We start from the raw sequence: 23550 nt of genomic DNA on the forward strand, positions 1-23550 counted from the left end.
AGCAAGGTGTTCCTGTGGATCTTCAAGATGCGCGCCGCTTCACTCTGATTCCACCCTGCCCGCTTCAGTGCCCTGATTATGTACTGTCGTTCAAAATTTTCCCGCGCTTGCAGCAGACCATTTCGTTCCCCAGAAGTAGTTTCAGGTGGGGCCACTGAATCTAGAATAAGCTCCAGGGGTAGGTCCTCATAGGCAATCGGTTCGTTATCTCTTCCCAGAACCACAAGCCTCTCCACCAGGTTCTCCAGTTCTCGAATGTTGCCGGGCCACGGATACCGTTCCAGGGCCTCCAGGGCCCTGGGAGTAAATCCCAGTACCTGCCGTTTCACCTGTTTGTTGAATTTGGCCACGAAATGCTGGGCCAGAATCGGTACATCGCCCAGGCGTTCCCGCAAAGGCGGCAGTTTGATAGGTATCACATTCAAGCGAAAGTAGAGATCCTGCCGAAAAGTGCCATTTCTGATGGACTTTTCCAGATCAGTATTGCTGGCTGCTACAATTCGCACATCAACCTTGATGTTGCGGTTGCTTCCGAGCCGGTTTATCTCTTTTTCCTGAATCACCCTGAGAAGTTTGGCCTGCAGATCAAGGCGAAGCGCAGCTATTTCATCAAGAAAAAGCGTACCCCCATCAGCATATTCGAACTTGCCGATGCTTCGGTTGTGTGCTCCGGTAAAAGCGCCCCTCTCGTGGCCAAACAGCTCACTTTCCATGAGTTCGCCAGGTATCGCAGCACAGTTTATCGCCACGAATGGTCCATCCCTCCTGTTGCTCCAGCGGTGCAGACAGCGGGCCACCAGTTCTTTGCCGGTGCCGCTCTCTCCTGCTATCAGAATTGAACTCGTGGTAGGCGCCACTTTCCTGACAAGCTCCAGGATCCTGGCCACCGCACTGTTCTGGGTTATGATCTCATTGTGGCTGAAGGCATAGGCCACTTCAGAACGAAGATAACGATTTTCTCGCTGCAGATTTCGTTTTTCCAGGACGCGGCTTACAGCCGAAAGTATCTCGTCCGGTTCGAAGGGTTTGGTGATGTAATCATAGGCCCCCAGTTTAATGGACTGCACCGCTTTTTGGGCCTTGTCCGAGGCTGATATCATAACCACATCCATGCTGTCATCCATGCTCTTCAGCCTTTTCAAGACCTCGATTCCATCTAGCTCTGGCATGGTAACGTCCAGAAACACCACATCAAAGCTCGCCTGCATGCAGAGGCTGAGCGCTTCCTGTCCGCTCGCCGCCAGTGTTACACTATAGTCGTCCTCGAGAATGACCTGCAAGGCATCTCTCGCCCCCTGGTCATCGTCTACCACAAGGATTTTCGGCTGTATACCTGCTGTGTCTGCCACCACATCCTCGTTTGACCTGGCCAGCGCCTCTGCCACTGCAACGCCCTGGCGCGTCTTTGCCAGGTAGCCACCCTAAACTCTGTCCGCAAAAATCCCCAGAGTATAATCACCCTGCAAGAAACGCTGCACACACTGTTCGACCAGGGCATCGCTGGTCAAGGCCATATCTAACAGCCGTGTACAGGCGACCAGTCTGCCGAGAAGATCCAGCTTTTGCAAACATTCTTCTGACTCACCGTATTTCCACCTGGCCTTGATGAAGTCGCCCTTGGCCTTGTAGTCAAATTCCAGGTGCAGGAGAATGTCGCCTATCACTTTAATTCTTCTCAGCCGTCTCTCTTCGGGCGCCGCGCCTCCCTTGAATGTCAGAACCACATAGTTGTCTCGGCTAATCGAGCAGACATAGGCGTCAATGGTGGTGAAATGGTAGCCAAAGCGCAAGCTCACGTTAAGATAGTTGGCTGCCACGATAAAATAGTTGGAGCCCATTGTTTGATCAGAGACGAGAGTAGTCACCATTGTCTGGGACATGGCTGAAAAAAAGCCCTGCAAATCCAGTTTTCCTTGCAGGAATCCTTCCCAGTGCAGCCTCTCACAGGACAACCCCGTCCAGAAGGCTTGAAAAAGCCGGGAGTCCACATCCTCTGGTTTTATGGTTTGCTCATTGCTGGAATTTATTATCCTGCCGTCAACATCAATCACATAAGTGAGCAGAGGCAAGCGCCCCTTCAGCCGATAGGCACGCTGCTTCGACTTGCTCGCGGTCGTCTTGCTGGCAAGATCGTACATAGCCTTCATGCCCGTCTCATGGACAAAACGTATAATGTCATGCAGCGACCGACAGTTTCTTGCGGTAAACTGGGGGGAATCCGGATCACATAGATTCAGAGGCGTGATAAAGGGGATCACTTTGCTGAGAACCCGGTAAGATTCTGTGGCTTTGATGTTGGCCACCGGCTTCTTCTGGACAACGTCCCAGTTAGTCGCCTGTTCATGACTACCGCGGTAAACCAACTTTTGGCTGGCGTCGACAATGACCCAATCTTGCTCTGACAACCGCCTGGTGGCTTTACGTGTATTTACCAGAGTCGGAACGTGAAACTCCCTTGCCAGGGAAGACATATGATCCGTGAGACTGCCCACGTTAGTGACGATGGCACTGACCCTATCCATGACCTTCACAAAGCGAGGTGAAGTCCTGGCAGAAACCAGCACAGCTCCCTTTGGACAGCGAGCCAAATCGTGCTCCGTGCGGTACCTGAAGACGACACCGGCACCGATGCCACCGCAGGCTGTTTCTCCTCCTTGCAACAACAGCTCACCATGAGCATAGTTGGTCTGCTGAGCAGCAGCTTTTTTGGCAATAGTCAACGGTCGACTCTGGAGAATATAGAGTGTACCGTCTTCGTCAAGGGCCCATTCAATATCTTGCGGCCACTGATAATGTTCTTCTATTTTTTGGGCATACGACAGAAGCGTCTGCAGCTGGAATTCATTGAGGCAGGGTAGATCTCTCTTCCTGTCGGGAACCCGCACTTTTTTGAGACCACCTCGAGGGTCGGCAACGAGCATCACCCTCTTGGTGGAAATATTCATCGCCAGCAGACTATTACCGCTCTCTTTGTCAAATACAAATGTATCAGGGGTTATTTCGCCATCGACCAGCAATCGTCCTAGTCCCCACAGGCCGCTTATGGTGACCAGATGGCTGTCAGGATCGTTAGGATCTTCTGTATAAATGACACCTGAGGCAACCGCTCGCACCATTTTCATGATCGCCACACTCATGGCGATATCTTGGTCACGATAACCGCGTTTTTGTTGGTAGTAAATAGCTCGAGCGTTGTATTTGCTGGCTACCACTTCCTTGTAAGCCTCTTCAGCTTGTGCTGGCGGGATATTCAGAAGCGAACTATATTGGCCCGCAAACGACGAGTCCGTATCCTCTCCGAGGGCACTGCTGCGAAAACTGGCAAAACACCTTGAATCTCCCCGGGCCAGACGTTGACAACCTTTTTGCAGCGACGAAGAGAGATCGTAAGGCAGAGCTGCCTTTCTGATGAGCTCCTTGATGTCCTGTTCAACCTGGAGCAAACTTTCGGTATTTTCCAGATCGACCTTTTCAAGCAGACGCGATATGGCAAAATCAAGATGGCTGTATTCAATGAACTGGGTGTAAGCGCACACCGTAGTGCCGAAACCATCCGGGACCGGCAGCTGCAGCCGGTTCTTGATTTCACCCAGGTTGGCCATCTTGTCGCCGACTTTATCTGCCATCTCGTGGTATATATAGTCGATAAATACCGCTGTTGGCGTGTAAATCGGCTCTGAAGCACCGGTAACCACGCCACGGATCTTTTCGGCCAGTGATTCGCAGATTTCCACCAGTTCTGGATACTCCTCATCAGTAAGGAGGTTCAGCAGTCGCACAGCATTTTGCACACTGAGCAGCAGACTTTTCGTGGTATTGCGCAGATAAGGTATGGTAAAAACACTCTCGCCATCAAAGTGGGCGTGCAGTTCGTTGATCAGCTCCAGGGCGAAGTCATTTTCCGCCAAGAGTTTTACAAAATTATCGTAATCATGCCTGAGATCACGCTCCCTGTTCTTTGCAACTCCTTTAGCATGTTTTTTCAGCCATGGAACGAATCGTGTCATTTTGGCAACATTCCCTCTTTGGCTAACACCATCGTTCTAAATGTGAGTTCCCTGGCCAGCAACAATATCCTCCTGGTCTATGCTTTGCTTGCCATCTGCTGATATGCGGAGAACGCCAGGCAACATCACCATGTTGACATGTTGATGGCTGAAATTGCTGAAACACCGAGGCTGCAGCAAGCTCCTGTAAACAAGCCGCCAATTGTTCCGCGGTGTCCAATCCTGGCAAGGTGCCTCCCAATTCTATTACCAAGTAAAAGCTAGAGCAAATAGTTTTGTTGCTTTCTGGACTGAAATGTTTCCTTGGCCAGACCGCGGCAAATATTATACTTCACCTGTAACCAACTATTGTTGCCGAATCGCAGAGCGCCAAGGGATGAGCACCTCATGGCTTCTGGAAATATTGCAGCAGCGGAACCATATTGACTGCAGCGCCACAACAGGCGGCTAACGGCTGTGCTGCGGCATGGCGGCAACACCAGGATTTTCACCGTGTTAATGAGGCGGCTGCGTCGCAGAGCATGCTTCGAGAATCACCTGGCTTCCAGCTGGAGTTTTCTGCTGACTTCTCTGGTTCCCTGAAGAGTTTACCACTGCTAAGGTATAGAAAAATTAAGGAATCTTTGCTCAAAGCAAGTTGACAAATCTGTAGCACCTGAGTTAGGTTAACGGGTGGCAAATTGACGTGCTGCAGACAAGCACCCCCGGGCGATCACGCCTGAGGGGGAGCGGATATTGCAGCCTTCGAAAGTAGAGTCAGCCTTTGCTGCATTCCTTTTGGGCCGTGCATCTTTCTCTGGGCTGGCCAGTGAAGAGTGCCAACAGACGCATGGGAGATATCAGCCAAATTGACAAGCGTCTTCTCTTTTCTCCAGAGCAAATAGATCGTCAGGTTGAACGGTTGGCCGGGGAGATCAGTAGAGACTATCAGGGCAAGGACCCTGTGTTGGTCGGAGTCCTCAAAGGTGTATTCATCTTTCTAGCAGACCTTGTGCGGCTTCTGACCATACCAGTACAGGTCGACTTTGTGCGGCTTTCCAGCTACGGAGAAAATACCACTTCGAGTGGCACGGTGCGCATCAGCCACGATGTGGAGATGAGTCTGCGAAATAGGCACGTGCTCATAGTCGAGGACATAGTGGACTCCGGACTCAGCATGCACTTTCTTCGTGATCATCTTGCTTCACATGAACCGTGCTCTTTGAAAATATGTGCGCTTCTAGATAAGCGTGAACGCAGAAGCACGGAGGTTGCCTTAGATTATGTCGGCCTCAGGGTAGAGAAGGGTTTCGTTGTGGGCTACGGGCTCGACTGCAATGAAGCATATCGTCAACTGCCTGGAATTTACGAGTTAATTTTCTAACAAGGGCATGAGGGGCTGACTCATCAGCTTCTGCCATTATATGCAGGTGCCAGCATGATTATACAGTGTGATAATTGCCATACCAGGTTTCGTTTGGATCCCGACCGCCTCAAAGGCGAAAGCACCAGAGTGCGGTGTTCAAAATGCCGGCATGTGTTCACCGTCAGCCGGCCTGCCACTCCTGAAGACCAGGAAACTGCACACCCCCCCCTGGAAAGCACTCCCAGAATTCCTCCCCGCCGGGCAAGCGCCAGCCGCTACCTGTTGCTGCTCCTGCCTCTGCTGTTGGTGGTAGCTGGAGTTGCCCTATGGCTTTATTTCCCCAGATCAACACAGCAGCCAACCACATCGACAACCAAGGGCATTGAATTTCTCCATCTGGTCGAAGCTCGTGGCTATTTTATCGACAACCTGCAGGCTGGACAACTATTTGTGATAGAGGGACGTGTTCGCAATGACTTTCCAGAACCTCGCCGCCGGATTCGCATGCGAGCAAAATTGTATACGAGTGACGGACAGCAGGCACAACAAGTAGATTTTTACGCTGGCAATTCTCTTACTGCTGCCCAGCTGCGCAATCTTCCCCTCGAGGATCAACGCCGGCTGATACAACAGCCTCCAGCTGGAAACTCGCAGGACGAAGTGGTTGCCCCTGGCAGCGAAATCATTTTCACGGTTTCCTTTGGAAATCTGCCTGAACTGAGCAAGCTGAGCGATTACAGCGTGGAAATAGTGGCATCCCAGCCAGCCTGAAAGGGCTTATTCATGCTTTCCCTTCTAGAGTGATTGAAAGCGCGCAAACTTTTTCTCACTTTTGCGGCAGTGATCAATTATGCAAAGAAAATGGAATCTCCTGATCGCCGGCCTGATGCTGTTCATGGTGCTGGCCATGGGTACAGCGGGGTATATGTTTTTGGACGGCTGGAGTTTCCTCGATAGTTTCTACATGACCATAATCACTCTTACTACTGTAGGCTTTGCAGAGGTACATCCGCTAACGCCTGCGGCACGGATCCTCACCATTGCCGTCATTGTTCTTGGCATCGGTGTGGGGGCTTATCTCCTCGGAACTGTCAGTCAGATGATTATCGAGGGGAGGTTGCTTTATGTGCTGGGGAGGAAGAAATTGGAACGAAAGATCCTTTCTCTGAAGAATCACTACATCATTTGCGGCTATGGGCGCGTAGGCAGAATCGTCTGCGAGGAGATCAAAAAAAGCAGGCCTGTACCACTGGTGGTCATTGAAAAAGACAATACCATGACTCCCAAGATCCAGGAAGACGGCCACCTCTACATCCTTGGAGATGCCACAGACGAGGAATCGCTCGTCCGAGCAGGAATCATGCAGGCAAAGGCCCTGGTTACCGCCCTGGACTCGGAAGCTGACAATGTCTATATCACCCTGACTGCCAAAGGATTGAAGCCAGATCTATTTGTGCTTGCTCGGGCAGGCAGAATCGGCTCAGAGAAGAAGCTTCTTCGTGCCGGCGCCAACAAGGTAGTTTCACCTCATCATATCGGCGGCTCGCGCATGGCGCAAGCCCTGCTCCGCCCAGCAGTCACTGACTTCATTGAACTGGCAATTCACGACCCAGAAATAGAGCTGCAGATGGAGGAGATTCTGGTAAAGCCCACGAGCAGTCTGGCTGACGTGCCCCTGGTCGACTCGGGCATTCGCCAGCAGCTCGACCTGATCATTGTGGCTATAAAAAAGGCGAGTGGAGAAATGCTTTTTAATCCAGCTTCCCACACTCGCATCCAGATCGGCGACACTCTTATTGCCCTGGGCAAGAAAAAAAGTCTCCTCAAGCTGGGAGAATTGTTAGGAAATTCCTCTTCCTAGAACTTTCCTCTTTCGTTGGCCGCCGATGACCGCAGTTTATTAGCTCCCGTACCCTGCCTGAGCTACAACTCTGTCGACCGCAGTAACCGACCGGCAGTGACAGTAGTCCAACTAGGCATATTGTTGACAGAAAGTTATCGACATGTTAGCTTTTCTATTCTTTTTTTGCGATTCTACTTTTGCGAACTGCATGTTCAGACAAACCGTAGATATAGAGAGCGTTGCCCGTATTTGCTCCAGGTAGTGATTCTGTCTAGGAAGGAAGTTTCATGCTTGACATCAGATTTGTCAGGGAAAACCAGAAGCGAATTCAACAGATGCTGAAACAGCGCGGTTCAGACTTGCAACTCGAGCCTGTGCTGGCCCTTGATGTGCAGCGCCGCAGGATTCTCCAAGAGGTGGAAACGCTTAAACATGAGCGCAAGGTTGCCTCTGACGAGATAGCCCAGATGAAGAGACGCGGAGAAAGCGGCTCTGCGGCCATTGAGCGTATGCGCCAGGTTGCCAAGCGGATCAAGGAATTGGACAGCCAGCTTGCTGATGTCCAGGCAGAACTCAACCAGGCTCTGCTGCATATTCCAAACATACCCCATGAGTCCGTACCAGTAGGAAAGGACGAAAAAGACAACCCGGTGGTAAAACGCTGGGGAGAAATACCAGAATTTTCATTCACTCCACGGCCACACTGGGAAGTGGGTGAACTTCTTGGCATCCTCGATTTCGAACGCGCCGCCAGGATGACTGGGGCTCGTTTCGCCCTTTATTGGGATGAAGGAGCCAAACTGGAACGCGCCCTGATCAACTTTATGCTTGATCTGCATACCAGTAAGCATGGCTACAGGGAAGTGCTGCCTCCCTTTATCGTTAACAGCGCTGCCATGACCGGAACTGGTCAACTGCCTAAATTTGAAGAGGACCTGTTCAAACTCCAGGGCTGGGACTATTACCTGGTGCCCACAGCAGAGGTGCCGCTGACTAACATTCACCAGAACGAAACTCTTGACGAGGAAGAGTTGCCCGTATACTACACTGCTTATACCCCATGCTTCCGTTCTGAAGCCGGCTCATATGGTAAAGATACCCGCGGGCTGATCCGCCAGCATCAGTTCAACAAGGTGGAACTGGTCAAGTTCACCACGCCAGAAACTTCCTACCATGAGCTCGAGACTCTTTTGCTCGATGCAGAAGAAATATTGCAGCAGCTGCAGCTTCCTTACAGGGTGGTAACTCTGTGTACCGGTGACATGGGGTTTGCTTCAGCCAAAACCTATGATATCGAAGTGTGGCTGCCCGGGCAGTCCACCTTCAGAGAAATTTCTTCCTGTAGTAATTTTGAAACCTTTCAGGCTCGACGGGCAAATATTCGCTATCGCCCAAAGAATCAGCGAAAAAGTACTTTTGTCCATACTTTGAACGGCTCTGGGCTGGCCGTGGGCCGGACCTTGGTAGCGATACTCGAGAACTATCAACAGGAAGACGGCACCGTTGCCGTCCCTGAAGCGCTACGACCCTATATGGGAGGCGCGCAACGTATCACCGGCAAGAATTAGAGACTGTCCACTGAGTCAGTCGTTGTTCTTAATATGGGACAAGCCTGAATCCCTCGTCATTTTGCCTCGTTCTTGGAACGGGACGTGATGATGCCCATGCGTCATTGCCGTGGAAACGGCAGTCCCATGCGGGAAAGGCAAGTTGCCGAGAAACTTTTTAGGGACAACCAAACCGAGCTATGCTGCTGTAAGAATTTGAATTAGCAGTTTAACCAATATTGCCCCTAGGCAACACTGTCAGCAATCAGAGTACTGCTAGAGTACTGCCTTCGGAATGCCGAGGGACAATTGCTTGGTGATGGGCGCCATGAATGGAGATCATAGCCACGGGAACCGTCTGTTGCTCATTGCTGCTGTGTCGGTGGCAGTTGTCTTGGGGTTCATGGCCGGAGCGATTCTTGTTCACATTTCCAATTCAGAAAAGGAGACACCTGCGTTACGCTCAAAGATCAGCTCTACTGTCACTGGCCATAATTTGGCCGAGTTGGAGGTGCAGCTCTATTTCGGTTCAACAACGGCCAACTACCTTTACGCCGAAAAACGAGTCATTCAGGCGGGTGGGGCGGTTTCCGCAGCAGCAGCCATCATAAGAGAGCTCTTGCAAGGGCCACATTCTGCAGGTTTTGTCTCAACTATCCCTGAGCAGACCACACTGCGCCATCTATTTGTTACAGAAGACGAGATCGCTTATGTGGATCTTTCAGCAGAAATCTCGAGAGGACATCCTGGAGGTATTATCGCTGAACTGTTAACCATATACGGAGTTGTCAATGCCCTCGCGCTGAATCTCAAAGAGATACAGCGTGTGCAAATACTGGTTGATGGCGAGGTTGTACCGACTCTGGCGGGACATGTGGATGTCAGCCACCCATTGCCTGCCAATCTTGCTCTAGTCCATTAACAGGAAAGCAGCATGTCCAGCCGCCTTCGCAAAACGCGAAACATCGGCATCATAGCTCACATCGATGCCGGCAAGACCACAGTTACTGAAAGGATGCTCTATTACACGGGCAAGTCTCACAAGATGGGTGAGGTGCATGACGGTGAAGCAGTCATGGACTGGATGGAACAGGAACAGGAACGCGGCATTACCATTACTTCAGCTGTTACTACCTGCTTCTGGCGCGAACACGAAATTCACCTGATAGACACCCCTGGGCACGTAGACTTTACTATCGAGGTGGAGCGTTCTCTTCGAGTACTCGATGGGGCCATCGGCGTCTTTTGTGCTGTGGGTGGAGTGGAACCTCAGTCAGAGACCGTCTGGCATCAGGCTGACAGGTACAGAGTGCCCAAAATTGCCTTTATCAACAAAATGGACAGATTGGGAGCTGACTTCTTCGGCACGGTCCAGCAAATACGTGAAAAACTGGGAGCCAGACCACTGGTGTTGCATATACCGTTTGGTTCTGAAGCAAGTTTTGCCGGGGTGATTGATCTTGTCCGCATGCAGGTAGTATCCTGGGACGAAGCTACCTTGGGGGTAGTCTACGAATACCACGAAATTCCACAGTCGCATCTGAAGGAGGCAGCTGACAAAAGGGAAGAACTGCTTGAAAACATAGCAGAGTTCGATGACGAGCTCATGGAGAAGTACCTGGCAGATCAACCTGTTGAGGCAGAGGATTTGCTCCCTGCTATACGCCGGGCTACTTTGAATTTGGACGTGGTTCCAGTTCTCTGTGGCAGTGCACTCCGTAACAAGGGCATTCAACTACTGCTCGATGCGGTAGTCGACTTCCTCCCAAGTCCCCTGGATGTGTCTGCTGTGGCAGGCCAACATCCCAAAGACGGCCGCCAGTTAACCCGGGGTAGCAGTGAAAAAGAGCCTTTTGCTGCTCTGGCTTTCAAGATCCACATGGATCAGGGTCGCAAACTCACCTATGTTCGAATTTACTCGGGTTCGGTTACTACAGGTACTGATGTCTACAACGTGAACAAAGATGTCAAAGAGAGGGTGGCGAGAATTTTTCAAATGCACGCCAACAAGCGCGAACGTCGCAACAGGGCGGCTGCAGGAGAAATTGTTGGCATGGTTGGTCTCAAGGCAACTACCACTGGCGACACCCTTTGCGACCCGCAACATCCCATATTGCTGGAGCGCATCGAATTCTACGAACCGGTAATTTCGATTGCCATGGAGCCTCGCACCCACGCAGATGAAGACCGCATACTCCAGGCCCTGAGCAAATTGGCGGAAGAGGATCCCACCTTTCGCTATCGCCAGGATGCCGATACTGGGCAAACAATAATTTCTGGCATGGGGGAACTCCATCTGGATATCCTGGTTACTCGGCTTCTGCGAGAGTATTCACTGCAGGTAAATGTGGGCAAACCACAGGTCGTCTACCGGGAAACCATTTGCAGGGAGGTGGAAGCTGTTGGCACCTTTGACAAGGAAATTGCCGGTGTTCGCCACTTTGCTCAGGTAGAACTCCATCTGCAGCCCAGGGAACGAGGCAGAGGCAACCTCTTTCGCGACCTGGTCCGAGACGGCTCCATACCAGTGGAGTTCATTGGCGCCGTTGAACAGGGTGTCATGGAATCAATGGAAAGCGGCGTACTGGCGGGTTACCCCATGGTGGATGTGGAAGCAGCTGTGATCGGCGGCACCTATAAAGAGCAGCTAGCCAGCGAACTCGCCTTCAAAGTTGCCGCTTCCATTGCTTTTCAGGAGGGCTGCCGCAGAGCCCAACCCCAGCTGCTGGAGCCCATCATGGCAGTGGAGATTCTCTGTCCGGAAGAATTTACTGGCGAAGTGATCAACGATCTCAATATCCGCAAAGGCAAAATTGAGGGGGTCCTCAGCAAGCCCTCTGTAAAGATTGTCAGGGCCACTGTGGCCTTATCCAAAATGTTTGGCTATTCCACAGCACTGCGCTCAGCCACCCAGGGGAGAGCAAGCTTTACCATGCAGTTCTCTCATTACGACAACATTCTGGAAAAAAAATAAAGGGTGCTACTCTGTTCTGGCAGTGCCTTCCCCTCTGCAGCATTTACCTCAAAGTTGATATATCATCCAAAAGCCAAATGTTGTATGAACTTGTATGGTGCTTCCCATGCCTGTCACCTCATCGCCAGCGGGGATGGCTAAAACAGTAAGAGGAAAATGACATGGCATCTGCGATGAGGTGTACTGTTTCAGTCGATCTGTCTCAGGTGCCCGATGGCCTTCCTTAGCGCTGCCGAATGTACTTCCCCGGCAAAATGTACTGGACTTTTGCCATAGAAAGGATCCCAGCCAGCGGGATCGGCTCCACAGAAAAACTGGGTCTCCAGGCCGATGCGCACCACTGCCTCCTCCACAGACAGGCCCACCACCTTGTCGGCAGCCTTCCAGGTTGCCCCGCATGGGGCTCCCCGAACCACTACGATGCTGCCTATGCGATCCCTGTCCATCTCTACAATCAATTCGGGAGTGCCGAACCTTTGTCCATAAAGCCCCAGGCAAGCCTGCCGGGAAAGGCCGCATCAGGTGGGCGGCGTAAAGACCCCCGGCAGTCTGATTTTTTTGCCAGAAGCCACAACCGGGATGTTTTTCTTGCTGAACATCCTGGCGAGATCATGAGATAGATCAGGATGTTTCAAGAAGTCCAGAACGAGGTCCACCCGTATGTTGCTCGGCAGATATTCCCTGCAATCGTCTAACAGAGGTGGCAGCATTTCATCAATGGAAAAAACCTCCAGGCAAAAGTCGCCATTGCCATACTCGCGAATACCCGCTATCTTCGCCTCACCACTGCCGTTTTGCTGGCATACAAGAATACGCATCATTACTCGGTCTTTTCTCTCTCGGATCCCGCTTCAGTATCGGATCGCGGTTAGAGAAACGCTGCTGCCGAGGGTTCACCTTCCTGAAACGACTTACCTGCAGGAGAGGCCCTCCAGCCACGACATAACAACATCAACCCTTACCGCATCCGGCAACGCACCAACCTGCTTCTGCCCGAGGGGGAGTGACTCAGTTCCACCGAACTGAAAACCTCCTTGAAGGGTGTCAGATCACCTGTAGCAAATTCTCTGGCGTCTTTCGAACCCATCGAGGCGATTCTGGCATAAAATAGTAATTTTTGCACTCTTTTTGCCGGCACCTCGTGCTCCATAACAAGCACCACACCTTCCGGCTTCACCACCCGCGCCATTTCTCGCAGGGCCTTGTCTCGCGCCTCGCCCTTCAGTTCATAAAGTGCATGTGAGCAGGTCACCACATCCATACTGTCGTCCCTAAAGGGGAGTTGTGCGGCATCGGCCTGCACAAAATTGACCTCTGCTGAAAAGCTTTTCTTTCTGGCCTGCAACAGCATCCCTCTGGAAAAATCTAGTCCAAAGAAAATGGTTCTCCTGCTGGCTTCTCCAAATGCAGCAAGTACCGAACCTGTACCACAACAGACGTCCAGAACACGAGCACCTCCTTTATTGCTCAACTCGGCCGCCTCTACCAGAAAATGCCTGGTGTCCTGCTCATCCCGACGGGCATGGATCTTGATGAAAGTGTCATAAAAGCGAGAAAACAGATCATAGTATTTTTGTCTACCCTGGCGATAACTTGTCATGGTTGTCTCATCCAGACTCAAAGAGCAGACTCTCCTTGTTCCGCTAAAAAGCATAGCAGCTCAACCAGATCACGACAAGCGTCTTGGACAGAATTCACTGGTCTCCTGCCCCTGCCGCTGGATGTGGATGGTCTTCTCCACGAATCCTTTGCAGGAGCAATGACAGCTCAATGCCATTTGCATGAGGCAGCAGGGCAAAATTGCTTCAAGCTGCAAAAGTGCGGCCCAGGTGTGGTCCCTCAAAGATCTTGCTTCCGCACAAGTACACTCCTGCTAAGGCCCGAACTGTGGCGCTGCATGGCTCAAAGTCTGCTGTTCTGACAAAAACAGCGTGGTACAGAGTTTGCTAGTTTCCTGGAGAGTGTTAGACAAGGAACGCTGACCCCGGGCAAAAAGAGTACTGTACTGGCAAGTTCCTCGGGCACAGCGGTTCTGCTCCCATGAGGGAGTGTATGATTTGCCATACATAAACGGAGGAAAAGACACAGCCAAAAACTACCAGCCACCAGATATGAGTAAAAAATAATATTCCTCCTAGGGCAAGAGTTTCTACGAAACTAAATTCAGGCTGCAGACAGAGGAGAACCCATGGCTATCTGGAAAAAGAAGACGGAAAAGTCTGCGAACAGGAAAGGCCTTACCTTTATAGGCGACAACTGCAAAATTGAAGGACGAGTCGAGGTCCAGGGTGAACTGGTTGTCAACGGCCGCCTTCAAGGAACGGTGAAATGCGATACTTTGCACACAGGGCCTAGCAGTCACCTCGAGGCCAACATTGTAGCAGGCAACATGTTTCTCTCCGGCAGAGTGGAAGGCGAAACCCTGGTACATCAGCATCTGGCCATTACCAGTACCGGGGTGCTCTCCGGCAAGGTTTCTTATGAAACCCTGTCAATAGAATCCGGCGGCATACTCAATGGCGATGTATTGAAGAAGCAAATGAACTCCAACAAGGTTCTCTCTCTGGAGGAAGCAGGCGAGCCAAAATCAGAGAATCAACCGTCCAAGAAACCATCCGGCAAGTCCAGTACAGGATAATGTCTGAGCCCGGTTCATCCTCCAGCCTGGGCGAAGGAATGAACCAGCTGCTCAGACAACATCAGGAGGGAATTGACAAAACCGCACCGCTCCGAGCAGTGCAGCACACCAACTCACTCTTAAAAGCTCAAAGTTTCCGATTCAGCCATAAGATCGACCAGGAAGGGCGCCCCTTCGATACGTACCCCCGGAAGCATCTCATCGGGGGATAAATACCTGTGATCCACTCAGGCCTTGCAGGCATAAATGGGGGCATCGTGTTCAATGAGATAATCAATAAAGGGCTTCATCTCCTCGCCAGTGGACGCTCTCGCCCCTTCCGCCATCCCGAATTGGACCCAGTGGATAGCATCGTCGACAAGAAAGACGCTGACGTCGTGCCCCTTTTCGCAGGCCACTTTGGCAAACTGAAAGGCGCGCGTCGCTCGGCCGGCCTTTTCGAAGCCATTGGAAATAATAAAAACCATTTTTGACACAGTATTCACCTCCTTTCTCCGTTAATTTTCAGGCAGCAATTTTTGCCAACGAGCAGAAATGGCAAGTTCTTCTCCCCAGCCTGTCGCACCTTACCCCAGCGGGGTGAAGGCGGCACCAATCTAGGCTTTGATATAATGATATCCCTGGTCTTCGAGATCGAGAATTGCTCGGAGACCGTTCGGCACGCACTGGATGAATTCTGGCAGGTTTTCCGGTTTCAGGTTTAGAAAACGAAGCGAGTCTTCACATGCCAGGATGGAAAAGCCTTTCTGGCTCAACTCTTGTATCTCTTCCCGCAGCAAGCGGTCGCAGGCGATGCACACTCCGGCTGCAAAAATATCAGCAATTATAGTAATCTGCAGGCCGGCATCTCCCTCCCTCTCTACCAGCCTAGCTGCCTGTTTGACGACCAGGCGCCACTTGTCCCTGTCAGATAAGTGGATAAGAATCTTCTGCCTTGCCACACCATCTCCTTGAGGCAACTACATGCTATTGTCAGAAGGTACAAGCATTGCTTATCTCACATGACACTCTGATTTCAGCTAGTACACCAGCGTGGCGTTGGCAGTGAGAATTTCCTGGGTTAGAACGCCTGAGGCTGTTGGGACTGCGCCTTCAATAAGATCAGCCTCGTCAATTTGCCGCTCCTTGATGCAGGGGGTACAGACTAGAAGCCTGCCACCAGCCTCCCTGTAGCTATCCACCAGTTGTTTGAGCGGCGGCAAGCCAGCAGCAAAAACATGCTCCATGCAGTGGTTAGTAGCAAGTAATACTCCCGTGCCCTGCAGCACCACTACGGCCTCCACGTCCATAACCTGGGCCGCATTTGCCAGGACGAACGGCAAAGTAGCCCTTTCCGGATCTTCTCCTGCATGAGTTACAATATAAATTATTTTTTCCTTCTCTGCCATGGTTGCCTCCTTTTATCAGCTCCGTTCTGGGAGTCTCAAGATATTGATGGCAAATTCACCCTGCTGCTATTTACAGAAGCTCACCTTATGCGCACTTGGCAATCACTGTGGAGAGATCCTCTGCCTCCACTCCACCTTTCCTCAGATTTGCCATGCAAATTGGACACATTGCCACTATCGGTGCCCCAGTACCTTTCAGCTCAGCAATTCTTCTGTCCCCAATTTCTTTAGACAGTTTTGGGGAAATGGACTCAGCTGGCCCACCGCAGCAATGAGTAAACTGCCCCGAGTTTCGCACCGCCACACATTCGATGCCAAGACTCGTCAGCAGCTTCACAGGAACCTCTGAAAGCTCCAGGTAGCGCCCATAGAAGCAAGGATCATGAAGTGTCACTCGCTCACCGTTGCCGTTATCTGCCTTGAAGTCCGCCAGCTCGAAATAAGTGTGCACCTCGAAGTTTTCCCCCACATACTTTGGATAGAGCACTTTCAAAGCATATGTGGTGTGAGGATCCACAGTTATCAACTTGCGCACTTTGTGGCGCTTCAAGGTGCTGGCCACAAATCTTGCGTGTTCTATAAAGCCGTCGATGTCTCCAAGGTCATAGAGCAAGATGCCGCTGTAGAAGTCGAGATCTGGCTGATAGTAGAAATCAACTTCTGATTTTTCGAGAATCTTGACCACATTGAGCAGCATGCCGTTGAACTTTTTTTTCTCCTGCCTTGAGGCGAGAAAAGCAAAGCCCAGACCTACAAGAAACTTTGGCATATATTTCCCATAGCCCACGTAGTTTGCCAGGGCGGTATCCTCGTAGCGTTCAAGATAGGCCGTGGTCTTCTCTATGTAGGGAACCGATTGATACATGAGCCCAGTATAGAGCATGGCATCACCTGTTGTGGGCAGGGAGGCCTTCTTCCACCATCTATTTATGACAAAGTTTGGCGCCCCAAAGGGATTCCTGCTTTTTCGGACATTGTCGGCTATCAGTTCAATGATATCTCGTGGTCTATACATGAGCTGTCCCCCTCCAGTTGGCAATGACAAACCGCCGCAATGCCAGGATAATTTCCCCCGGATCCGCCTCCCTCGGGCAAGTATGGCTGCACATGCCGCAGTGGAGACAGCGCCAGAGTTCATCAGCACTCTCGAGAATTCGCTCTCCAGCCCCTATTTGCGTGTAACGAATCATCTTTCTCGGAAAGTGTTCATAAATGAGTGGACATATAGCCGCACAGGTGCCGCAATTAAAGCATTCCATGGCCGTGTCAACGCCGAAATGCTCCAACTTTTCAGCAAATTGAGGATCAACCACTGCCATATCTAAACCTTCCTTTCCTGAGGGGCTGTCATCTCTTCTGCCCGAGAAAGTCATATCTTTCATTCTGCTCTTGACAGCCCTGCTGCCAGCTGGTATCGGAAAAAGCTGCCGTCTTTTTCTCCTTCGACAACCTCACCGTATTTTTTCAGAGCAGCCACAAACCAAAGCACCTCTGCTGGCTCCAGGCCTGTAGCCTCGGCCACCTCTGGTATTGTTCGTTCGCCGTTGTTCAGCTGCTCTTTGATGGCCTCAATCTTTTTCTTCTGTATTTTCATTCTGGCTGAAGCTGCTTTGATCATCTCCTTGCGCTCGGCCCTCAGCTGTTTCATCGCCTGTTTTTTGCTCTTGTCGTTGTTGTCCATGGTAGAGTCCCTCATTTGAGCATCGCTCTAGAGCATCCACTCCTTGAATGCCCAGAGAACATCTTCGCTGAATTCTGACGGAGTGCTTTTCCTTTCAGGCCGCAATGTCTGAGGCAACAATAGCATCCACCATGGCTTCGTACTGCTTCAGCGTCCAGCCTTTCACATTGATGGCATTCTCTGGACATACTGCCACACAAGCGCCGCATCCCATGCACAGGGCCGGGTTCACTTCGGCACGCTGCACTTTTTCTCCTGCCACCTCTACTTGCACCAGGCGCAGAGCGCCGTCACGAAGGCAGGCATCCACACAAGCACCGCTGCCTGTACATTTATCCAGGTCTACTTCTGCCACAAAGGGATCCAGCTCCACGTAACCACGGGCTAGCAATGAGGCAGCCTTCACAGCAGCACTGGAGGCAGCATTGCACGCCTCGCCTATGTCCATAGGCGACTGACAGGTTCCTGCCAGCAGAATGCCTGCCACTGACAACTCAACTGGTCTGAGCTTTGGATGCACCTCTAGTAGGAACCGGTCTGCACCGACCGGCAGCTTCATCATATCTACCAGGCGAGAGACATCATTTGGCACCATGCCCACAGCAAGGACTACCAGATCCACAGGGACCTGCACCTCTTCGCCGAATGTCAGGGAATCATTCACCGTAACTTTGAGTGGATAGTCGCTGCTGCCGCTGTTGCTGGCTACCTGGGGTGGCTCTTCCACCTCATACCGCAAAAAAAGCACCCTGTTTTTAGCAGCCCGCTCATAGAGCTCCTCCTGGCCGCGACCGTAGGTACGAATATCCCTATAAAAATCGAATACTCTCGTGGCCGGATAGGTCTCCCGGATCAAGTTGGCAGCATGCAGTGTAGAGGCGCAACAGGTGCGCGAACAGTATTCGTGCAAATTGCCCTCTTCATCCTCCTGGTGGATTCCAGGAATTTGTCTGCTGCCCACGCAGTGAATCATGGCCATGCTTCTGATCTGGCGGCCTTGCACCTGTAAAGCCTCACCCTCACCACCGTCCTCACTCATGGCCCGAATAAGTTCAGGCAAGGTGATGACCTCTGGGTATTCACCGTAGCCAAATTCACCCCTTTTTGGAATGTAGGGCTTGAACCCGGTGGCGAGCACCACCACGCCAGTTTCCAATATGACCTCTCTGGCTCTCTCAGGAATTGCTGCAGGGCAGATTCCCACGAAGGGTATAAACTCACCGACTCCTGCACCAGCCTCCTGCATCATCGTCAACATTTCCTGTTCGCTGCCGCCTCGAGGTGGCTGTATATTAATGCGCAGTTTAAAATTGCCCACGTATCCTTCGAAATCTACCACCTCGGCACAGGTATAAATTTCAACGGCAGGATCTGCCATCACCTGTTCCGTCAGTTCTTTGAGAAGGTCTGCGGCCCTTTCCCCGGTGGGGGCCACTCGGTCTAGCTGCGCCACTCGCCCACCTAGAAACGGCGTCTTTTCCACCAGAGTGACCGGAATGCCCCTCTGGGAGAGGTCACATGCCGCCCGCAGCCCTGCAATGCCGCCCCCGAGTACAATAGCATGCCTCTTGGCCTCAACTTTGATGGGCTCGAGAGGTTCGAGCTGTTTTGCCTTGGCTGCCGCCGCCGCAACCAACCTGTTCGCCTTTTCAGTGGCTGCCTCGCCATGATGCACCCAACTGACTTGCTCCCGGATATTGGCGTGTTCATAGACATAGGGATTTGCCCCCGCCCTGGCAAGAGCGTTACGAAACGTCGCTTCATGGAGGCTGGGTGCACAGGAGGCCACCACTACCCGGTCCACCCTGCCGCTTTTTATGTCCTCCATGATCATTTCCTGACCAGGATCAGAGCACATAAACATATTGCTTCGTGCTACCACGACACCCGGAATCTTGCCAGCCTGCTCACAGACTCCTTCCACATCCACGTGATCTGAAATATTGCCGCCGCAGTAGCAGACGTACACACCCACTTTGCCTTCCGATTCCCTGTTCTTTTCTTTTTTCTTGTCCGTCATCTGTTTAGCTCCACCGCAGGTACGTTGGGGTTTATAGCCCTAGGCAACCGCTCTCCTTCTGGAGTTCAAGACTGTGAGGTATTCTGCCGCGCTCATGGCGGCTGCTCCCGCCTCGGCAATGGAGTCCACAATGTCTTTCGGGCCCGCAGCGGCTCCAGCAACGAAAATACCCTCTGTGTCGGTTAGAGTGGGTGCCAGTTTTGGTTTTACACTTCTTATGAAACCATCCGAGGCGGTGGACACCTCGCAATAGCCTGCAGGATTCCAATCGGGCACCATCCCTAGTGACAGCACCACCAGATCATGCTCGGCGCTGGTCACTCCGCCGTCAGCCTCCTGGGATTCATAATGAACTGTCACCGCACCGTTTTCCCCTTCAGTCAATCTGGCAACCTTGGCTTTGACAAACTGAATCCCCATAGCCTTGGCATTCTGGTAGAACTGTTCGTAGCCTTTGCCAAAGGCCCGGATGTCCATATAATAGATGGTCACATCTGCCAGGGGCAGGGCACCGGACAACAGCATGGCCTGCTTTATGGCGTACATGCAGCACACCCGCGAGCAGTAGGGAACCCCCATGCTCTTGTCCCTGGAGCCAGCACACTGAATGTAGGCGATGGAGTCTGGCTCCATGCCATCGGCCGGCCGGAGAACCCGGTTGTAAGGTCCGTGCGGTGCCAGAAGTCTTTCCATCTGCAAGGCAGTTATGACATTCGGAATCTTGCCCTCACCGTACTGCACCTTGTTCTCCAGAGGAGTGATGCCGATACCTGTTGCCAGAATAACTGTCTTGGCTTCGATGCTGAAATCTTTCGGTTGCTGCAAGTAGTCCACCGCTTTTGTAGGACAGACCTTTTCACACTTGCCGCACAGCATGCAGTTTTCAACGTCCAACACGGCCACCTGTGGAATTGCATTGGAAAAAGGAACAAAGATGGCCTTGCGTGCCGAAAATCCACCCTGTTCAGGATCAGCCACGTACACTGGACACTCGTACTCACACTGCCGGCAGCCTATGCACTTGAGCTCGTCTACAAACCGCGGCTTCTGCTGTATGCTGGCGCTGAAGCCTCCCGCCAACTTCTGCAACCTCTTCATCTCACAATAGGTAAATATGGTTATGTTTTCATGGTGAGCAGCAGAGGCCATCTTGGGCGTGGTAATACAGCTCGCACAGTCAAGTGTTGGAAACACTTTCGACAGCCGGATCATTTTGCCGCCAATGGAGGCGTCTCGCTCTACAATGGCTACCTTGAACTCCTGATCGGCCAAATCCAGTGCCGCCTGCAGACCGGCAATGCCGCCGCCGACAACCAGAGCGTCAAATGTCATCTTGTTTTCTGCCATGGACTTTTCCTTTCGACCCTCGGAAAGCGTTTCATTGCAAGCACATCTTGCTGGCATGAGAGGTATTCTCACAAGATAATGTCCTGCAATGCTCTCCATTCTTGGAATTGTCAGGCTGCTTTTTCTGTGCCGGGTGGGCCGAGTTCAGCAAGAACCTGATTCATGTTGTTAACTTCATTCACAAAGGCTCTCGTGCACACCGTGCAAATGGAGGTGAGTCGAAGTCTGCGGATGTCGAGCCCTTCCTGCTTCATCATCTGGTAGACCCTGTCCACCCGTTTTGCTAGGGCGTCATAGGCCCCCTCATAAGGACACTCTTCGCCACAGGACATGATGATGATGCCCCCTATTCCCTTCTTGAAGCAATCTAGGTAAAACTTTTCTGGGAAAAGCACGGGTGCATGCACCCTCAAGATATAAGTGTTGGTGGGGTAGCCCATGTGGGCCTGCCCCACCGCGTTGGCACCGGGATAGGCACAGCTCTCTGTCGCCAGGATAAGTATTTTCTGTTGATTTTCCGGAGCTGCCATCAGTTGCCCTCCCGCTATTTCTTGCGCACCACAAAGAGCCGCTCGTAGCCATCTGCTTCCAGATGCCCAAGATATTCGTGACCCACTTTTTTGGCCCATACTGGAATGTCATTTTTGGTACCGGGGTCATTGGAAAGAATCTCCAGTACTTCGCCCACCTTCACCTTGCCAATTCCCTTTTTGGCTTCCAGCAAGGGTCCTGGGCAGGCACTGCCCCTGGCATCGACCACACTGGCCGCTTGAATGGTGCTCAAATCTACTGCTGTCATTGTTCCCTCCTTCTGGTTCTGTTTTTCGGAACACAACCCTGACAACCCAAGGTGTCATTGTGTTCTATTGTTCGACCCTTCCTAACATAAAGCCGTGAAAATCCTGACTCTTCCTCTACTTCAACTACCTGGTGGCCGCTCTGTCCAAGAACATTTGGCAGATCTACCATTGTTTTTTGATCTGTAATCAGTACCTCCAGAATTTGTCCAGGCTGCATCACATCGAGCTCGCTTTTCGCCTTTAAAATACACCAGGCACAACTCCAACCTCGAAGATCCAGCCTCCTATCCGCTCTCTGTTCACGCCGCACCCAGAATCTCCTTCACTGTGTTGTGCCCGGTGTCAGAACGTGACTACGGCAATATTGATGCCAAACGTTCTCAACCAATAATAAAGTACTAATACAGTGAATATACAGGTCAAATTAGATTGCTAATTTTTTACTTGACTGTTAACAATGGCATCTTTATAGTTAACAGGTGTTTATAAGTTAAGGTTATTGTTAACAGTTCATACCCCCGCAAACAGTCCAGCCACGGGGTGATGTTTGCTCATGGAAGGTGCACCTTATGCTCGAGATGGAATACAGTCGCTATTGGGAAACCGTAGTGGATACAATGATGGACGGCCTCATGGTCGTGGATCCAGAGGGCATGATCGTCTCGATTAACAGTGCTATGGAACAACTCACGGGCTACAGTAAGATGGAACTGATCGGCCAGCCCTGTGCCGTTCTTGATTGCGATACCTGTTTCCACTCGAGGGCCCGCGGTGAAGATAAACATTGCGAACTATTCAAGGAAGGGCAGGTGAGGCGCTGTAAATGCATCCTCAAGAAAAAGGACGGCAAGCCCTTGCACGTGTTGAAAAATGCTGCAGTCTTGAGAGACAGCAGCGGCAAGATCATCGGTGGTGTAGAAACACTTACTGACCTTACTGCACTAGTAGCCAAGGAAAAAGTCATAACCAGGCTGCGGCGAGAACTGACCGGTAAAGACGGCTTCCAGGGCATTCTGGGCAAGTCACCCGCCATGCAGCAGGTATTCGCTCTCATATCTAGTGCAGCCCAATCCGAGGCCCCGGTAGTAATCTATGGCGAGAGTGGAACCGGCAAGGAGCTGGTGGCCGGTGCAATTCATCGACTTGGCCCTCGCCGTAAAGGCCCCTTCATCAAAGTGAACTGCGCAGCACTCAACGAATCGCTCTTGGAAAGTGAACTGTTCGGCCATGTCAAGGGATCTTTTACAGGAGCCGATCGAACCAGGGTGGGACGCTTCGAGGCGGCTAATGGCGGAGACATTTTCCTGGATGAAATCGGCGATCTTCCCCTGGCCACCCAGGTCAAGCTTCTCCGTGTACTTCAGGAAAAAGAGATCGAAAAAGTAGGAGACCATCGGCCGATCCCTGTAGACGTCCGGGTACTGGCAGCTACCAACAAGAATTTACAAACACTTATGGAAACCGGCCAATTCAGAGATGACCTCTATTATCGTATCGGGGTGATTCCCATCCACCTGCCTCCTTTGCGACAACGGCCCGAGGATATTCCCTTGCTTATTGAGACATTCACCAGCAGGATTCGTTTAAAAACCGGCAAAGCCATCGAGGGAATTAACCATGAAGCTCTCGACCTGCTCATCCATTATGAGTGGCCTGGAAATGTGCGTGAACTTATCAATGTTCTCGAATACGCCTTTGTCATCTGCCCCGAAGGTGAAATACTGCCGGCGCATCTGCCTACACATATTACTGGTCAACCGCACCAGGCCAGCAGCCCGCACCGTTTGCGAGCAAGGCACCACGCTCCTGCCGAGAGGGCAAAACTGTTGGAAGCACTAAAACGAACCGGGGGAAACAAGTCGGAAGCCGCCCGTCTCCTCGGTATCAGCCGGGTGACTTTGTGGAAACGCCTCAAAATGTACAATATCCACGTTGACAGGGAAATCAGAGCATGACGGCC

At 51.7% G+C, this 23550-nt stretch carries 22 protein-coding genes and 1 pseudogene; 8 read left to right on the top strand and 15 right to left on the bottom strand.

The window, feature by feature from the left end:
• Positions 1 to 1331: sigma-54-dependent Fis family transcriptional regulator (locus JRI89_07400; GenBank protein ID MBW2071068.1), on the bottom strand; the 1331-nt coding region annotated here is incomplete at its 3' end.
• A 90-nt stretch (positions 1332 to 1421) separates the two neighbouring features.
• On the bottom strand, positions 1422 to 4007 hold the full coding sequence (locus JRI89_07405) for a hypothetical protein (GenBank protein ID MBW2071069.1): 2586 nt from the start codon (positions 4005 to 4007) through the stop codon (positions 1422 to 1424).
• Between the two features lie 829 nt (positions 4008 to 4836).
• Between JRI89_07405 and hpt the strand changes: the two genes are divergently transcribed.
• The 6 genes from hpt (at position 4837) to fusA (ending at position 11716) form a co-directional block, all read left to right on the top strand.
• Complete coding sequence (gene hpt, locus JRI89_07410; protein ID MBW2071070.1) at positions 4837 to 5370, top strand: hypoxanthine phosphoribosyltransferase; 534 nt, start codon at positions 4837 to 4839, stop codon at positions 5368 to 5370.
• 54 nt (positions 5371 to 5424) lie between these two features.
• Complete coding sequence (locus JRI89_07415) at positions 5425 to 6123, top strand: zinc-ribbon domain-containing protein (GenBank protein ID MBW2071071.1); 699 nt, start codon at positions 5425 to 5427, stop codon at positions 6121 to 6123.
• Between the two features lie 79 nt (positions 6124 to 6202).
• The gene (locus tag JRI89_07420; protein ID MBW2071072.1) at positions 6203 to 7213 is read left to right on the top strand and encodes an NAD-binding protein; all 1011 of its coding nucleotides are present in this window, start codon (positions 6203 to 6205) and stop codon (positions 7211 to 7213) included.
• A gap of 269 nt (positions 7214 to 7482) precedes the next feature.
• Positions 7483 to 8763, top strand: coding sequence for a serine--tRNA ligase (serS, locus tag JRI89_07425; GenBank protein ID MBW2071073.1), 1281 nt, complete (start codon positions 7483 to 7485; stop codon positions 8761 to 8763).
• Positions 8764 to 9070: 307 nt separating this feature from the next.
• Entirely contained in the window at positions 9071 to 9664 is a 594-nt protein-coding gene (locus JRI89_07430; GenBank protein MBW2071074.1) for a GerMN domain-containing protein, read from the top strand.
• Between the two features lie 12 nt (positions 9665 to 9676).
• Complete coding sequence (fusA, locus tag JRI89_07435; GenBank protein ID MBW2071075.1) at positions 9677 to 11716, top strand: elongation factor G; 2040 nt, start codon at positions 9677 to 9679, stop codon at positions 11714 to 11716.
• Positions 11717 to 11904: 188 nt separating this feature from the next.
• Here fusA and JRI89_07440 read toward each other — a convergent pair.
• Positions 11905 to 12537 (bottom strand): annotated as a pseudogene (locus tag JRI89_07440) (hypothetical protein).
• 137 nt (positions 12538 to 12674) lie between these two features.
• Positions 12675 to 13316, bottom strand: coding sequence for a methyltransferase domain-containing protein (locus tag JRI89_07445; GenBank protein ID MBW2071076.1), 642 nt, complete (start codon positions 13314 to 13316; stop codon positions 12675 to 12677).
• A 588-nt stretch (positions 13317 to 13904) separates the two neighbouring features.
• Here JRI89_07445 and JRI89_07450 point away from each other — a divergent pair.
• Positions 13905 to 14354, top strand: a complete 450-nt coding sequence (locus JRI89_07450) for a polymer-forming cytoskeletal protein (protein ID MBW2071077.1) — start codon at positions 13905 to 13907, stop codon at positions 14352 to 14354.
• A gap of 227 nt (positions 14355 to 14581) precedes the next feature.
• On the opposite strand, the gene JRI89_07455 is transcribed toward JRI89_07450, so the two are convergent.
• The 11 genes from JRI89_07455 to JRI89_07505 all read right to left on the bottom strand — a co-directional run bounded on the left by JRI89_07455 (position 14582) and on the right by JRI89_07505 (position 21900).
• Entirely contained in the window at positions 14582 to 14830 is a 249-nt protein-coding gene (locus JRI89_07455) for a DsrE family protein (protein MBW2071078.1), read from the bottom strand.
• A gap of 120 nt (positions 14831 to 14950) precedes the next feature.
• Positions 14951 to 15295 carry a DsrE family protein gene (locus JRI89_07460; GenBank protein ID MBW2071079.1) on the bottom strand — a complete coding sequence of 115 codons (345 nt, stop codon included), beginning with the start codon at positions 15293 to 15295 and terminating at the stop codon, positions 14951 to 14953.
• Positions 15296 to 15373: 78 nt separating this feature from the next.
• Positions 15374 to 15742 carry a DsrE family protein gene (locus tag JRI89_07465; GenBank protein MBW2071080.1) on the bottom strand — a complete coding sequence of 123 codons (369 nt, stop codon included), beginning with the start codon at positions 15740 to 15742 and terminating at the stop codon, positions 15374 to 15376.
• 85 nt (positions 15743 to 15827) lie between these two features.
• Positions 15828 to 16757, bottom strand: a complete 930-nt coding sequence (locus JRI89_07470) for a (Fe-S)-binding protein (GenBank protein ID MBW2071081.1) — start codon at positions 16755 to 16757, stop codon at positions 15828 to 15830.
• Complete coding sequence (locus tag JRI89_07475) at positions 16750 to 17061, bottom strand: 4Fe-4S dicluster domain-containing protein (protein ID MBW2071082.1); 312 nt, start codon at positions 17059 to 17061, stop codon at positions 16750 to 16752. Before JRI89_07475 ends, JRI89_07470 begins: the two co-directional genes overlap by 8 nt.
• A gap of 59 nt (positions 17062 to 17120) precedes the next feature.
• Positions 17121 to 17438, bottom strand: coding sequence for a winged helix-turn-helix domain-containing protein (locus tag JRI89_07480; GenBank protein ID MBW2071083.1), 318 nt, complete (start codon positions 17436 to 17438; stop codon positions 17121 to 17123).
• Positions 17439 to 17517: 79 nt separating this feature from the next.
• Positions 17518 to 19443, bottom strand: a complete 1926-nt coding sequence (locus tag JRI89_07485) for a CoB--CoM heterodisulfide reductase iron-sulfur subunit A family protein (GenBank protein ID MBW2071084.1) — start codon at positions 19441 to 19443, stop codon at positions 17518 to 17520.
• A gap of 39 nt (positions 19444 to 19482) precedes the next feature.
• Positions 19483 to 20790: a CoB--CoM heterodisulfide reductase iron-sulfur subunit A family protein gene (locus tag JRI89_07490; GenBank protein ID MBW2071085.1), complete on the bottom strand. Its 1308-nt coding sequence runs from the start codon at positions 20788 to 20790 to the stop codon at positions 19483 to 19485.
• A 110-nt stretch (positions 20791 to 20900) separates the two neighbouring features.
• Complete coding sequence (locus tag JRI89_07495; protein MBW2071086.1) at positions 20901 to 21320, bottom strand: hydrogenase iron-sulfur subunit; 420 nt, start codon at positions 21318 to 21320, stop codon at positions 20901 to 20903.
• Positions 21321 to 21334: 14 nt separating this feature from the next.
• Entirely contained in the window at positions 21335 to 21589 is a 255-nt protein-coding gene (locus JRI89_07500) for a sulfurtransferase TusA family protein (protein ID MBW2071087.1), read from the bottom strand.
• Positions 21586 to 21900, bottom strand: a complete 315-nt coding sequence (locus JRI89_07505) for a sulfurtransferase TusA family protein (protein MBW2071088.1) — start codon at positions 21898 to 21900, stop codon at positions 21586 to 21588. The genes JRI89_07500 and JRI89_07505 overlap by 4 nt, the downstream gene beginning before the upstream one ends.
• A 259-nt stretch (positions 21901 to 22159) precedes the next feature.
• On the opposite strand from JRI89_07505, the gene JRI89_07510 reads away from it, so the two are divergent.
• Positions 22160 to 23545, top strand: a complete 1386-nt coding sequence (locus tag JRI89_07510; GenBank protein ID MBW2071089.1) for a sigma 54-interacting transcriptional regulator — start codon at positions 22160 to 22162, stop codon at positions 23543 to 23545.
• Positions 23546 to 23550: the final 5 nt, after the last annotated feature.

This window comes from Deltaproteobacteria bacterium (assembly GCA_019309045.1).
Classification (GTDB): Bacteria; Desulfobacterota; Syntrophobacteria; order BM002; family BM002; genus JAFDGZ01.